Source organism: Caballeronia choica, assembly GCF_001544535.1.
Classification (GTDB): domain Bacteria; phylum Pseudomonadota; class Gammaproteobacteria; order Burkholderiales; family Burkholderiaceae; genus Caballeronia; species Caballeronia choica.
This window is the reverse complement of sequence record NZ_FCON02000027.1, coordinates 68,245-82,373: the sequence shown is the minus strand read 5'-3', so window position 1 is coordinate 82,373 and position 14,129 is coordinate 68,245. Positions and strand designations below refer to the sequence as shown.

Genomic DNA, 14,129 nt, shown 5'->3' with positions numbered 1-14,129 from the left:
TGATGCGCGAGCACGATCTGGCTTTCCAGATCGGGGATGCTGCTCAGTGTGCCCAGATACTGCGTCTTGGCCTGCTGAAGGTCCAGTTCGTCGGTTTCGCCACTCTTGAAGAGCTTTTGCGCAATCTCAAAGCTACGCTTTTGCAACTGGGCGTTCTCGCGCGCGATGCGCAGTCGCGCCTCGGCCGTGCGCAGCGTGAAATAAGTATCGGCGACCTGCGCGTGCAACAGGACCAGCGCGGCATCGCGGTTGGCTTGCGCGGCAAAGAATGCGGCGTCGGCCGACTCGATCGCGCGGCTGAAACGCCCCCAGAAATCGAGCTCCCATCCGACGCTCAAACCCGCACCGTATTGCAAGTAAGCGCCCGACCGGGGATTGAATCCATCCGAGCGCTTCTGCGCCGCGGCAAGCAGGTCGGCGTTGGCCTGCTGTACCTGAGGATAGCGTCCCGCGAGGGCGATGCCGAGTTGCGCGCGGGCCTCCAGCACGCGCAGGCCGGCGATCTTCACATCGCCGTTGTTGGCGTCGGCTTGCGCGATCAGGCTCTCGAGGTTCTGGTCGGCGAATATCTGCCACCATTGCCGGATGTCAGGCTGAGATGCCTGCTGCGTGACCTGCTCGATCGATGCGCTGCTCCAGTGTTCCGCCCAGCTCTCGTTCTGCGGATGAAAGTCGGGACCCACACGCATGCATCCGCTCATGCAGCCGACCACCAGCAGCAGCCAGTATGGGCGCGCGCAGGGTGCCACCGGGTACATGGATCAGCCCCGGCTGCATCAGGCGTGTTTCTCTTCCTGTTGCTCTTCTTTCAGGCGCTCCGGCTTCGCCGGCTCCCTTACCCATCTCCAGAACAGCTCATAGCCGACAGAGAGCATCACGGGACCGATGAACAGGCCGATGATGCCGCCCGTCACCATGCCCCCGAGCGCCCCGATCAGCACCACCGGCATGGGCACGGCGACGCCGCGGCCCAGCAGCAACGGCTTGAGCACATTGTCGGCCAGCCCCGCGACGAACACGTAGACGGAGAAGATGACCGTCATCGCGCTCACGCCTTGCGTGGCAATCACGAAGGCAATCACTGGAATCGTGATCAGCGTGGCGGGCAACTGCATGATGCCGAGCAGCAGCACGGCGAGCGCAAGCAGGCCCGCACCGGGAATGCCCATGAGGACGAACGCGATGCCGATCAACAGCATCTGGATGAACGCGATGCCGACCACGCCCTGAGCGACCGCGCGAATGGTGGCTGTGCACAGTTCGGCGATCTGCGGGCCGTTCACTGGGCCGGAGATTCGCGAGGCGATCTCCACCGCGCTTCTGTGGCCTGTTTCGCCGTGCGCCATGAGTATGCCGGCGACAATCAGCGCGGCGAAAAACAGCAGCAGCCCCGCGCCGAGCCCGCTAATCGTTGCGAGCACCGCGAGACCGGCATCCTTGAGTTGCGGAGCGAACTTCTGCGCCAGACCTGTGATGTCCGTCGATGCCTGCAGCCAGAGGTCGTATACCTTCTGGCCCACCAGCGGCCAACTGGCCACCGAGTCAGAAGGCGGCGGAACGCGAAAGCTGCCGCTATCGAAAATGGCTTTCGCATGCTCGATCGATTCGGCCACGGCGACGCCCAGCAGATAGGTCGGCACGAGGATGATGACAAACGCGACGAGTATGATCAGCGTGGCGATCAGGCCACCCTTGTTGGTGAACCTGCGCTGGAGTCTGACCTGAAGCGGATAAATCGTGATCGCGAGGATCAACGCCCAGACCATGAGGTTGAGGAACGGGACAAAAATCCGGAAACAGAAAATGGCCAGAACAGCAATGAGTCCCGCACGGATCAGGACATCGAGCAATTGTCTGGAAAACACCCGTTCGGTAATCGGTGTGATCAGCATAACTTGTCTCCCGACAGGTCACCTCGAGGAGTTCGCGAGCCGCTACTTGCTCGTGCTGGGCGTCACGGATATCGCAACCGCTTCCGTGTACACGACTTGAACCTGATCTCCCTTGCGAATGTTCTTCATCTGCTCGGGGTCCTGCACGATCACCTCCACCGTGTTGCCTTGCGGTCCCTTCAACGTGACCGTTTCCGTCTTGGGGTTCACAGCGACGACATCCGCCATGATCGTTACTTCACGACCGATCGTGCCGCCAGGCTTGGCTCCGGGCGCGGACCGCTGTTCTATCGTGCGCTCCGAGGCGGAACGCGGGCCGCTCGCTTTGGTGAGACTCAGCGACATCGATTCCCGGTATTCCGTCGTCACCACGTCGCCGATCTTGAGCTGGTCAAAGTTCCGCGCCTCTTCGCCCACCTGCACCTCGACGACCCGGCCTTTTTTGTCCTTCAGCGTGACGGTCCGGGTCGTGGCGTCAATGGCGACGACCTTGGCCGTGACCGTTTTCGTTCCGGTCACGGTGGCACTTTCTGCACCTTTTGTGACTACCACCGATGTCTGCGGTTGGGCGAATGCCGGGCACGCCACCAGGGCGACAGCGGCCGCTGCAAGGAAAATCCTGATCTTCATGTCAGACTCCTGGGAAACACCATCTGGATGTCCTGCGCGCGTGCTGCGATGACGCCTCGATAGCCGAGCGGTGCCGTGCCGGCATCAGATGTCGAGCTTGCTGACCTTGGTTCCTTCGAAGCTGAGATTGGCCATCAGGCCGGAGTTCGTCAGCACGTAACCGACGATCGGCGCATTCGTCGTCGCGGTGTCGAGCGTACCGTTGGCGCCCGTCTTCGCCACCGCTACCGAGCCATCCACGCCGGCAGTCCACCCCTTGTCGTTCGTTTTGAACTTATCCAGCGCGTCCTGGGTCATGAACATCAGGACCACCACCTTGGACTGGGCGCCGATCTGCAAGCCGAACGACGCGGTACTGGTCTTGTAATAGCCGACGGACGTGCCGCCCACGCGCAGAGCACCTTCCCCATATTCGCCGCCGACCACGAGGCCTGCCGCGATCACCGACGGAAAGACAAGAATGGCCTTGGCCTTGCTACCCTGTTCCCGCGAGCCTGGCGTCGCACTGTACAGCTTGTTGAGAGCGCCATCGACGGCGGTATCGATTTCCTTGCGCTTGTTGGCCGCTTCTGTCGGAGTCGAGGTCGAGCCGCAAGCGACCAACGAGCTGGCGAGGGCGATAGCAGTGAGCGAAAAAAAGGTACGACGGTTCATGAGACTCTCCTCGATTGAAGTGCGCCAGATTTGCGTCTGACGCATGTGAGATTGCCGTCCACATCCATCGAAACAACTGAGTAACGCCAGACTGACGCACTACCTAGAGGCAGCCGCCAACATCGCCACCCGTGTTGCCGCCTGACCCGCCCGCCCCGCGGAAGCCCACCCACGTTTTGCTGTTGCCCGACCATGACGGCCGCACGACAGCGGCCGCGCCATTCGGAGGTTGCTGCCCCGGAACATAGACATCCATCGCCTGGTTGTTTGCCACAATCACCTGCGATATGACTTGCTGTTGCGACTGGTTCGCCCATTTCTGAGCAATGCATTGCGAGACCGCGGGGACCGGCTGTTGGCTCTCTCCGACCGGTTGCGCGCTTGGCGGCATGGGTTGGGTTGCACACGCTGACACCGCAAGGGTCACGACGAGAAGCGGTAACGGTTTCATTTGTTCACCTCCAGTTGAATTTCGCGCTTCGAAGCGCGCAGGCAAGTCAATCTGTACGTCGCGGCGGAAAACATTCAGGTTCTGGGAGACCCTGCGAAGCGGGCGCAAATCGGAGGCAAAGTGCAAACCAGCCGTACGGACATGTCCGTCAACAGGCCGTTGATCTTGTCATGGCAGTCTCGGAACAAAAATACAACACGTAGAAGAATAGGCCCGGCGCACGCCGGCAGGTATAGGACCTTGGTCCAATGTCACGAGGAGCAACAATCAATTAAACTAGCCACGCGACTATGCGTCATTTTTCTCAAGGAGCGTCTTCGCGCCATCTGTCATCTCACCTGAGCCGAGCAATCTCGTTCATGTCGCCTGCAGGCAACGTGAGCCAGAGTCAGTGACGCCAGGACAGTTTGTCACTCCGAGACGCCATGATGGGCAGCTGCGATTGCAGCGTCCCGCTCTTTGGCCGCTTCCGCCTTCTTGTGGTCGTAGACCTTCTTGGCAGCACTGACCTTCTTGTCGTAGGTCTTGTTTGCTGCCGCCACCTCCATTCTCATCTGGACGATTGGATCGTTGCTGCCGTTGGGGGCAGTCGACGCCGCAGGCTGCGCCTGACTCTGCGCCCAGGCTGGCCACGAAAGGGCAATAGCAGCGAGTACCGTTACGCCAATCTTGCTTCTCATGATTATTCTCCGGTTGGATGCACTGCACGGTTGTGATCGAAATTTGCTGCCCGCTACGATCGTGGAACGGAGAAACGCGACGCCGCCGCGTCGATCCCGCAGCGGCACGTATAGCCTATGTAAGCAGCCATCGCCGTCAGCCTCATACTCCTTGCAGGCAGCGAGCAGGGGATGCAGCAGGATGAGCCCGGGCGTTGCAAGGATGAGGGCCGAGCCGATCGTGCCGAAAATGCAGGTGACCGCGCAGGCGGTCGGCATGGCGTTGAGCAGCGTCGTGGTCTGGTCGGGCTCAAGGCCGAGGTGGTTGACGGCGTCGGTGGCGAGGCCCATCGCGAGAGAAAAGCCGCGATCTCCGGATAATTGCGCAGCGTTGCAGCGAGCCAGGACATGCGCACCTCCCAGAGGCGTCGATAGGCGCCCCCTCTTTGGGCGCCCGAAGCAGTGTTCACGACGTTGGGCCGCGATTCACTGACAACTTGTCGGGTGGCTTTTGCGGGCGATGCACATGCTTGAAGCACCCACGCTGCTCGTTGTCACGCCGTCTCGACTCATTGCATCGCTCCTGGCATTCATGGTCGACACGGCTGATGCCGCGCCAGATCGTCTGCCGAATCCTTTCAATGGTCTTGCCCCAGCCGAAATGGTCCTCGACGCGTTCGCGGATGATCTGGCCCATCCGGTGACCCATGTCATGCGAAATGCGAACGTCGGTTGCGTTGGCGCCAGCGTACCCATCGTTGCGTACGCCGTGCGGCTCTGGCACCCCTGACGCCGCGCGGATGACTGACCGTGTCCCGTCGACTACCAGTCCCGAACGGTCCTCCGTCAGGATGTGCTCGTCGTAGCGCATGATAGCCGGACTTCGCGCCGGGGCAACGTCGGTAAGGGTGCACTCTAGATTTGCCCCTCGCAGTAACGAATACAACATATATTGTCTGTATTCAATTAATACAGACCCCCGTTCGGCAATTTGTTCTTCGCGGGAGTTCGTCGAAAAGGAAAGCCTCTCGATGCACTGGCGGCGCCCCTCCAGCGAGGCGAGGCGTGGGGTAGACGATAGGACCCGCCAACGCTGCCGCAGCGCGCAATTCGTGACTTCGGATGGGCCTGCTGCCATCCAACAACGCAACCTCGACATTCGACGCATCAACGACCTGCTCGCGGGAGAAATGAACGAGCGCCGGAATGCAGGACACATTCAGTGCGCGGGCGATGAAGTTGTCAGCGCATTCGACTTAACGGCACATGCGCAACGCACTGTACGTTGTGGTTACGAGCGCTGGATAGGCAGACGCTTGAGAGCACGGGCATGAGCAATGATCGCCGATATGAATGACTAGACCGTGTCACGCACTCGGACTCGAATTTGACATGGTCGGCCTGCCATATTTTCGACATCCATTGTCGCCACCGTCCCCGCAGTGACGACGAGCCCCTTGCGATCGGTCAGACTCGACTCGATGCCGGCGCGCCAAACGCGACGTGGGCATACCCGGGTAATACATAGTCGATCAATTCTGTCATACGCGCCTGCCTCTGTTCTAAACTGGCAGAGTCCGAGTGTCATGAACTCCAGCTTTGATATCCATTCAGTCGCAGTAGATTCGGCATTGCCTTAGGGAGGCTCACAGGTCGAACCAGGCAACTCTTGGCGTAGTGAGATCGACAGCGGGTCCTCTGTCGATCTCGACAGGCTCGTCGGCCCGATCGCCGTGTACCCGGACGACGACCTGGTCGCGATTACCCAGCACCTTTGACAGCAACTGTCGAGCACTGAGCACTAAGCACCGTGTACCAGCCGCCCAAGTTCCCATTCCGGGTCCGAAGCGTCGTTGATGGGAGAATCAAGATGAAGACCACGAAAGTACTCGCCATTGTCACCGTTGCATTGCTTGCCCAGGTCGCACTGGCTCAGCCGCAAACGAACGTGGAAGTCACGCAGGGACCGGAACACACCACCGTCCAGGGCCTCACCAAGATGACGGCGACGGTGGTCGGCATCGACAAGGCCACCCGTACCGTCACGCTCAAGACGCACCAGGGCAAGGTCGTCGAACTGGAGGTCACGAACGAGGCGCGCAACTTCGACCAGCTTGCGTTGGGCGATATCGTCACGGTGTCATACAGCGAGGCACTGACGCTCAGCCTCATGAAGGAAAAGGGGCAAGCGTCGCATACGGAAATCGGAACGGAGGAGCGCGCCGCTCCCGGCGCCAAGCCGGGAGGCACGCTCGGGCGACGCGTGACGATCATCGCGGACGTGGTTGCCGTGGATCACAAGACGAAGACGGTCACGCTCAAGGGACCCAAAGGCAATACGGTGGATCTGAAAGTGGAGGATCCGGAGCGCCTCAAGCGCCTTCGCAAGGGCGATCAGGTCGAAGCCGTCTATACAGAAGCCTTGGCGATAAGCGTGGAGCCTGCGGCAAAGAAGTGACTCGACGCATGCGCGCGGGAGACGACGGCGACAGCGCGAACAGTACGCGTTGCTCGCCTCTCTCCGACGCCGAATGGCGAGCCGCTCTGGCACTCCAGCAACTGCACAAGCGAACTCGCGCGCTATAATTTCTCTGATACCCGTGAAGGACGCATCACAAAGATCTTTGGCGCCCGCCCTTGCGGCAATGAGGTTACGCGATGAACGGCATGGTGCATCGACTGCTGGTTGCAGTTGTCGTCGCCTTCGTCTGGTCCGGTTGCGCCTCAACGCCGCCGCCTGCCGGCGGCCCCCCCTACAAGGACCGCGCCGTGACACGCACCGAAGGCGGGCTGCGGGTATCGGCGGCCGTGCTTTCGGCTGAAGAAAGCGCTGAGGTTTACGGCGCGCCGCTCGCAAAGAAGGCGATGCAACCCGTCTGGGTCGAGGTCTCGAACCACGAGACGCTGAGCTACTTCCTGATGTCGCCGGGCCTTGACCCAAATTTCTTCCCTGCTTCAGAAGCGGCCGAGGCGTTTGAGAACGACGAATCGCCCGGCGGAAAGGACGAACTCGACCGGCGCTTTCGCCGGCTTGCCTTCCAGAACCCCATCCTGCCCGGCCAGACCAAATCGGGATTCGTGCTGACGCACCTCAACGAGGGCGCCAAGCTCGTCCAGCTGGACCTCGTGGCGAGCGCAAACGCAAGGACGTTCTCCATCCTGATAGTCGTGCCGGGCTTCTATGCCGACTACTACGTAAGCGAAGTCTTTCGGCGCGAGATCTATCCGCCCGAAAAAATCGTGAACTATACGGATGACGACGCGTTTCGCCTCGCTCTCGAAGCCCTTCCATGCTGTGCAACGAACAAGGACGGTTCGAAGAACGGAGATCCGCTCAACCTGATCGTCGTGGGAGGCCTCGACGATGCCTTTCCCGCACTGGTGCGCCGCGGCTGGAGCCCGACCGAGCAAAAGTGGTCAGGCGCGATCATGAGAATGGCGACTTCCGCGCTCTCTGGCGATCGTTATGTCAATGCGCCAGTCAGCGATCTTTATCTGTTTGGTCGAGCGCAGGACCTCGCGTTACAGAAAGCGCGTGACACCGTTCACCAGCGCAATCATCTGCGACTCTGGCTAAGCCCCATGCGCTATCAGGGCAAGGCCGTGTGGGTGGGCCAGATAAGCCGCGATATCGGCACTCGTCTCACGATTCACTCACCCACGCTCACTACGCACAAGATCGACCCGGACGTGGACGAGGCGCGCAGGGCACTAGCGGAGGATATGGCCTATTCCCAGAATCTCACCAAGCTTGGATTCGTGAAGGGAGTCGGCCCGGCCATGCAAAGCGCACCGAGTGAAAATCTCACCACCGATCCGTACTACACCGACGGGTATCGCCAGGTACTCGTATTCGATCGCCATCCCACCTCGCTTTCAGAGATCGAAATCCTGCCGTGGGCGATGAGCACGAAGTCAAACAGCAGCAGCAACCCGCCTGCAGGACGGAAGCAATGAGCGCGCTGCGATGGTCGCCTCGTGCACTGAGAAATGCGACCGCCAGCGTTGTTCTCCTTCTCGTTTTCGCCGGCTGCGCGACATGGACAGTTCCAACGAACATCGACGATGCGCCGCTGCGCGAGCGGGCGATAAGTGCAACCAAACAGGACGTGCACGTGAGTGCAGCCGTGCTGTCATCCGCGGACAGCGAGCGCATGTTCGGCGCCGACATCAACAAGACCAACGTACAGCCGGTATGGATCGAAGTTCAGAACCGGACGTCGCAACCGCTTTGGCTGCTGCAATCAGGAACCGATCCCGACTACTTCTCGCCGCTCGAAGTCGCGTGGTCCATGCATACGCTGCTCGGCGGTGCGACAAATGCGAGCATCGACAATCACTTCAACAAGCTCGGATTCAAGAGCCCGATTCCGGCGGGTGAAACCCACGCGGGGATAGTGTTCACCAACCCGGATCGAGACCCCAAGCTCGTCAATATCGATCTGTTCGGGAGCAAGACGCTGGTCCCCTTTTCCCTGTTCGTGCCCGTGCCGGATGATGTCCCCGACAATCGCATCGCACTGACGCTGTTCCAGTATCCCGATTCGAAGATCGCCGACTATCATGACCTCGCGTCGCTGCGTGGCGCGCTCGAACGGCTGCCGTGTTGCGCCACCGATCAGCACGAGAAGACCAGCGCGGATCCGTTGAACGTCGTTGTCGTCGGCAGTCTTGGGGACATAGGGGCGGCGCTGGTGCGACGCAGCTTTCGCCGCAACCTGCGCGAAAGTGATCTCGATCAGTGGGTCTTCGGGCGCAAGCCGGACGTCGTCGTGCGCAAGGAGGCACAAGCAGGCGCGCCGGCGACCTCGATACGTGCGTGGCTCACGCCCATTCGCTTCAACGGCGCTCTCGTGTATGTCGCCCAGGTCGGACGGCCCGTTGGGGGCCGCTTTGCGCGGGGCGGCGCTACTGGCGACATATTGCAAAGGGATGTCGACGAGGCAAGGAATTTCCTGGTTCAGGACATGATGTACTCGGGCGGCCTGGACAAGCTCGGATTCGTGAACGGCGTCACTGCGGCGCCGCAGGCACATCCCCGCACGACGCTGAACGGTGCCCCTTACCAAACCGACGGATTGCGCGCAGTCATGTTCTTTGCAACCCGGCCGCTGAGCTTTACCAACGTCGAAATTTTGAACTGGGTCCCTTACCTCGAACAGCGCGAACCCGCCGCCCACGAGGAGAATGGCGATGCAGCCAAGTAATCCCGTCGCCGGATTGCACGGCGGTATCGTGGCGCGACCGGATCGTCCAATGCACGGAATCAGAATCGCCGCCGTCGCGACCTGTCTCGCGCTCGTTGCATGTGCAACGAAACCGCTCGTCCCCTACTCCGCGGACACGCCGCCGCTTGCGCTCGTTGCGGCATCCCAGGCGGGCGTACAGGACAAACGGGCGCGGTTCCGCGAGATCTACTGCGCGGTGCTGGACGCGCGCGGCCCCGCGCTTGCCGATTACCGTCCTTGCGAGGACGCGCTGACACGCGTTGGTGTCGAGCCCGCCGGCACCGGCATGCCTGTCGATCTGGGGCAGTCCAGGCGGCATCTGGTCGCGGTCGTGGTGCCGGGCGTCGGATACGACTGTTTCAAGCCGTGGCTGAATTCGCCCGGTACCGTAGTGAAGCACCTGCAGCAATTCGGGTTCGACGCGATCATGCTTGACGTCGACGGGTTGTCGGGTTCGGCGAACAATGCACGCCAGATTCGCGACGCGGTTTTGGCCATGCCGCTGCCGGCGCAAGCGCCGCAACTCGTGCTGATCGGCTACTCGAAGGGTGCCCCGGACATCCTGGAGGCGCTGGTCGCGTATCCTGAGATCCGTAGCCGCGTGGCAGCGGTCGTGAGCGCGGCCGGAGCGATCGGTGGATCGCCGCTTGCGAACGACGCCGAGCAATTCCAGGCAGACATGCTGCGATACTTTCCGGGTGCGACCTGCACTTCGGGAGACGGGGGCGCCGTGCAAAGTCTGCGACCCGCAACCCGCAGGGCGTGGATGGCGCAAAACCCGCTTCCGTCCGGGCTGCACTACTACTCACTCGTGACGTTCCCGGAACCGGAGCGCATTTCCTCGATACTCAAGTCGAGCTACGAGAAACTCGCGCGCATCGATGCACGCAACGACAGTCAGGTGATCTTCTACGATCAGGTCGTGCCCGGGAGCACACTCCTCGGCTACGTCAACGCGGATCACTGGGCACTCGCCGTGCCGATTGCCCGAACACACGGCATGATCGGCTCGCTGTTCGTCACGCAAAACGCTTACCCCCGTGAGGCGCTGACGGAAGCGGTGCTGCGCTTTGTGGAGGAGGATCTGACGACCTCCGGAAAGTGAACGGCACAAGCGCGCGATACCGGCATTGCGAGAAGTTCGCAGGGCGTCGCCACGCTAAAGCAATCGCGGACTCCAGACTAAAGAAGCGCCGAGCCCCGCCCTCGCCTATGCCGGGCTTATCTCTTCCGGCAGCGGAGCGTCACGCACATTCTCGCAGGGGGCATTTGCCACGCCGGTCATTCCTGTGTTGCATCGGCAACGTAGACATCGTCGACGATACGCATTCCCGCATGGTAGCCGGCGACAAGCGTGTCTTTCAAGCGTCTCGGCCAGTTGTTCCTTCGGATACTGATACGGAAACAGGTACTCGACGCCCTTGAAGCCGGCGCGCGCCGCGGCTCCGAACCGGTCCAGGAACTCAACCTCGTTGTAGAGCATCGTAAGGTTGGCCGCGAACTTTGGCATGGCAATATCCCATGAATACGATTAGTGATACGAAATGTCAGAAGCCGAAGCGCAAATGCGCGCTTCAACTCCCGACGGCCGTGTGAGCTGACGCCCCGATCTTCTCGCTACGGGACCGACGCCATTACCAAGTGTCAGTCAAGCAATGAAGTGGCAGTGGGCGCGTCGGCAGCCGGGTCCTGGGCCAGGTCTTCGAACTCGGTGATGTTGTCGATCTCCGTGCCCATCGCGATGTTGGTGACGCGCTCCAGGATGACTTCCACGACCACCGGCACGCTGAATTCCTTCAGCCACTTCTGCGCTTGCTCGAACGCCGGCAGAATCTCTTCCGGCTTGAACACGCGAAGCGCCTTGCAGCCCAGGCCTTCCACGACGGCCACGTGATCGACGCCGTATTCGCCAAGCTCCGGCGCGTTCGCGTTTTCGAACGACAACTGCACGCAGTAGTCCATCTTGAAGCCGCGCTGCGACTGGCGGATCAGGCCCAGATACGAGTTGTTCACCAGCACATGAATGTAGGGCAGCTTGAACTGGGCACCCACCGCCAGTTCTTCGATCATGAACTGGAAATCATAGTCACCCGACAGCGCGACCACCTGACGTGACGGGTCGGCCACGCACACCCCGAGCGCCGCGGGAATGGTCCAGCCGAGCGGACCGGCCTGACCGCAGTTGATCCAGTGGCGCGGCTTGTAGACGTGCAGGAATTGCGCGGCGGCAATCTGCGAGAGACCGATGGTGCTGACATAGCAAGTCTCTTTGCCGAACACCTTGTTCATCTCTTCATAGACACGCTGCGGCTTGACCGGCACCTGGTCGAAGTGCGTCTTGCGCAGCAGCGTGCGCTTGCGTTCGCGGCACGCTTCGAGCCACGCGCCGCGATCCTTGAGCTTGCCCGCGGCTTTCCACTCCCTTGCAACCTCGACGAACAACTCGAGGGCGGCACCCGCATCCGAAACGATGCCCAGATCGGGGCAGAACACGCGCCCGATCTGCGTAGGCTCGATATCGACGTGCACGAACTTTCGCCCCGCCGTATACGTTTCGACGCCGCCCGTATGACGGTTGGCCCAACGGTTGCCGACGCCCAGCACGAAGTCGGACGCAAGCAGCGTTGCGTTGCCATAGCGATGCGAGGTCTGCAAACCGACCATGCCCACCATCTGAGGATGGTCGTCGGGAATGGTGCCCCAGCCCATCAGCGTCGGGATGACCGGCACGCCGGTCGCCTCGGCAAACTCGACCAGCAACGCCGAAGCGTTCGCGTTGACAATGCCGCCGCCCGCCACGATCAACGGCCGCTCGGATTCGTTGAGTATCTCGAGCGCTCTTTCGATTTGCGCACGGGTGGCGCGCGGCTTGTGGACCGGCAGCGGTTCGTAAGTCTCGATATCGAACTCCATCTCGCCCATCTGCACGTCGAAAGGCAGGTCGATCAGCACCGGCCCCGGGCGCCCGGAGCGCATCAGGTGGAAAGCCTGCTGAAAGACGCGCGGCACCAGCGCCGGTTCGCGCACCGTGACCGACCACTTGGTCACCTGCTTGGAGATCGACTCGATGTCGACCGCCTGGAAATCCTCCTTGTACAAACGGGCCCGCGGTGCCTGGCCGGTAATGCAGAGGATGGGGATCGAGTCGGCCTGCGCAGAGTAAAGACCCGTGATCATGTCGGTGCCTGCCGGGCCGGATGTCCCGATACACACCCCGATATTGCCGGCCTCGGCGCGGGTATACCCTTCGGCCATGTGCGACGCGCCTTCTACGTGACGCGCCAGCGTGTGCGTGATGCTGCCGCGGCGCCTCATCGCTGCGTACAAGGGATTGATGGCGGCGCCCGGAATTCCGAAGGCATGCGTGATGCCTTCCTTCTCCATCACCAATACGGCAGCGTCTACAGCAGTCATACGCGTCATCGTGGTCATCTCCGGCGTGGTTGGTTGGAGCGTGTGCCGATGTTAAGGTCGGTCGCGCGCTTCCACAATGTGACGAAATGGCATAACAGCTATTCGATTTTAGAATCAAAACAGCCCGTCACAAGAACGAAAACCTTTGATTAAATACGGCCCAATCGGAGGGGATACATGGACCGGCTCACGGAATTGCAGATCTTCATACGAGTCGTTGAGACCGGCAGCTTTTCGCGCGCAGCGCGAGACCTCACACTGAGCCAGCCAACCGTGACGAAGCACATCAATTCGTTCGAGAGCCGGCTCAAGGCAAGACTGCTCAATCGAAATCCAAGAGCAGTCAGCCTCACCGAGATTGGCGCACAGTACTTCGAGAAATGTAAAGGCATCGTGCACGACTATGACGAGGCGCAGGCGATCGTGCTCGGACGCCGCGCGCATGTAGAAGGGTTGATACGTGTGGGAACCTCCCTTACGTTCGGCAGGCGCATCGTGGCGCCCTTGCTGGTCGAATTCATGCGCGCGCATCCCGACCTCCACGTGGACGTGAAACGACGACCGGTACGTGGATCTGGTCGCACTGGGTATAGACGTCGCGATCCGCCTCGGCGCGCTCGCGGACTCGTCGCTTGGCGGTCGCTACCTGGGTTTGAATCCTTGGGTCATGGTCGCGTCGCCCGCCTATTTGTCACTGCACGGAGAACCGAAGACACACGAAGATCTGGCGCGTCATGCTTGCCTTATTTATAGCAGTGTGCAGGAAGATGACTACTGGCGCATGCGCACGCCATTGGGAGAGCGCGTGTCGGTATATCTGAACGGACGCCTGAGATCCAACAACCTCTCGTCTCTCGCGACCGCAGCCCGTGCGGACATGGGCATCACCATCGTCCCCCACTACGTTGCCGCCGAAGCGATCACATCCGGCAACCTGCGCCCGATCATGTCCGACCATGTGCTGCCGGATCAGGAGATCCATGCCGTCTATCCGTCGCCCAAGCTCGTTCCGACCAAGGTCACCGCCTTGATCCAGTTCCTGAAGGAAAAGTTTGAAGACGACTGGTGGCTGAAGTCGTCATTCGATCAGAGAAATCAGTAGCAAACGATAGTCGTCGTTCAGCGCCATCTTTGTTCCGGCAATGAACAGGTACATCCGGAAATCAATAAAGATAGATAGGATACCGTAGTTACACGACGC

The 14,129-nt window shown here is 60.9% G+C and carries 13 protein-coding genes and 2 pseudogenes; 7 read left to right on the top strand and 8 right to left on the bottom strand.

What is annotated here, in order from left to right; translation table 11 throughout:
* The 6 genes from AWB68_RS14850 to AWB68_RS51090 all read right to left on the bottom strand — a co-directional run.
* A partial coding sequence (locus tag AWB68_RS14850; protein WP_160110017.1) for a TolC family protein occupies positions 1 to 758 on the bottom strand: 758 nt, incomplete at its 3' end.
* 18 nt (positions 759 to 776) lie between these two features.
* A complete protein-coding gene (locus tag AWB68_RS14845; RefSeq protein ID WP_087645107.1) occupies positions 777 to 1,892 on the bottom strand; it encodes an AI-2E family transporter in 1,116 nt (371 codons plus the stop codon).
* 42 nt (positions 1,893 to 1,934) lie between these two features.
* Positions 1,935 to 2,522: a hypothetical protein gene (locus tag AWB68_RS14840; RefSeq protein WP_087645106.1), complete on the bottom strand. Its 588-nt coding sequence runs from the start codon at positions 2,520 to 2,522 to the stop codon at positions 1,935 to 1,937.
* An 84-nt stretch (positions 2,523 to 2,606) separates the two neighbouring features.
* A complete protein-coding gene (locus AWB68_RS14835; RefSeq protein ID WP_087645115.1) occupies positions 2,607 to 3,176 on the bottom strand; it encodes a BPSL1445 family SYLF domain-containing lipoprotein in 570 nt (189 codons plus the stop codon).
* A 103-nt stretch (positions 3,177 to 3,279) separates the two neighbouring features.
* A complete protein-coding gene (locus tag AWB68_RS49415; protein ID WP_087645105.1) occupies positions 3,280 to 3,627 on the bottom strand; it encodes a hypothetical protein in 348 nt (115 codons plus the stop codon).
* A 410-nt stretch (positions 3,628 to 4,037) separates the two neighbouring features.
* On the bottom strand, positions 4,038 to 4,637 hold the full coding sequence (locus AWB68_RS51090) for an acid shock protein (protein WP_327382565.1): 600 nt from the start codon (positions 4,635 to 4,637) through the stop codon (positions 4,038 to 4,040).
* A gap of 175 nt (positions 4,638 to 4,812) precedes the next feature.
* Here AWB68_RS51090 and AWB68_RS51405 point away from each other — a divergent pair, with 175 nt between their 5' ends.
* The 5 genes from AWB68_RS51405 to AWB68_RS14800 all read left to right on the top strand — a co-directional run bounded on the left by AWB68_RS51405 (position 4,813) and on the right by AWB68_RS14800 (position 10,619).
* Positions 4,813 to 5,076 carry a hypothetical protein gene (locus tag AWB68_RS51405; RefSeq protein WP_125482939.1) on the top strand — a complete coding sequence of 88 codons (264 nt, stop codon included), beginning with the start codon at positions 4,813 to 4,815 and terminating at the stop codon, positions 5,074 to 5,076.
* 1,080 nt (positions 5,077 to 6,156) lie between these two features.
* A complete protein-coding gene (locus tag AWB68_RS14815) occupies positions 6,157 to 6,744 on the top strand; it encodes a hypothetical protein (RefSeq protein ID WP_087645103.1) in 588 nt (195 codons plus the stop codon).
* Positions 6,745 to 6,944: 200 nt separating this feature from the next.
* On the top strand, positions 6,945 to 8,243 hold the full coding sequence (locus tag AWB68_RS14810) for an LssY C-terminal domain-containing protein (protein ID WP_087645102.1): 1,299 nt from the start codon (positions 6,945 to 6,947) through the stop codon (positions 8,241 to 8,243).
* Positions 8,240 to 9,493 (top strand): LssY C-terminal domain-containing protein, encoded by a 1,254-nt coding sequence (locus tag AWB68_RS14805; protein ID WP_087645101.1) that lies wholly within the window; start codon positions 8,240 to 8,242, stop codon positions 9,491 to 9,493. Before AWB68_RS14810 ends, AWB68_RS14805 begins: the two co-directional genes overlap by 4 nt.
* A 49-nt stretch (positions 9,494 to 9,542) precedes the next feature.
* Positions 9,543 to 10,619 (top strand): hypothetical protein, encoded by a 1,077-nt coding sequence (locus tag AWB68_RS14800; protein ID WP_087645100.1) that lies wholly within the window; start codon positions 9,543 to 9,545, stop codon positions 10,617 to 10,619.
* A gap of 222 nt (positions 10,620 to 10,841) precedes the next feature.
* Here the strand turns inward: AWB68_RS14800 and AWB68_RS14795 are convergent.
* Together AWB68_RS14795 and gcl are read right to left on the bottom strand one after the other, a co-directional pair.
* Positions 10,842 to 11,024: pseudogene (locus tag AWB68_RS14795) on the bottom strand (hydroxypyruvate isomerase); the annotation flags it as partial.
* A gap of 134 nt (positions 11,025 to 11,158) precedes the next feature.
* Positions 11,159 to 12,937, bottom strand: coding sequence for a glyoxylate carboligase (gene gcl / locus AWB68_RS14790; RefSeq protein ID WP_087645113.1), 1,779 nt, complete (start codon positions 12,935 to 12,937; stop codon positions 11,159 to 11,161).
* Positions 12,938 to 13,105: 168 nt separating this feature from the next.
* On the opposite strand from gcl, the pseudogene AWB68_RS51085 reads away from it, so the two are divergent.
* Positions 13,106 to 13,231 (top strand): annotated as a pseudogene (locus AWB68_RS51085) (LysR family transcriptional regulator); the annotation flags it as partial.
* A 265-nt stretch (positions 13,232 to 13,496) separates the two neighbouring features.
* Positions 13,497 to 14,030, top strand: coding sequence for a substrate binding domain-containing protein (locus tag AWB68_RS51080; RefSeq protein ID WP_327382560.1), 534 nt, complete (start codon positions 13,497 to 13,499; stop codon positions 14,028 to 14,030).
* The last annotated feature ends 99 nt before the right edge of the window (positions 14,031 to 14,129 follow it).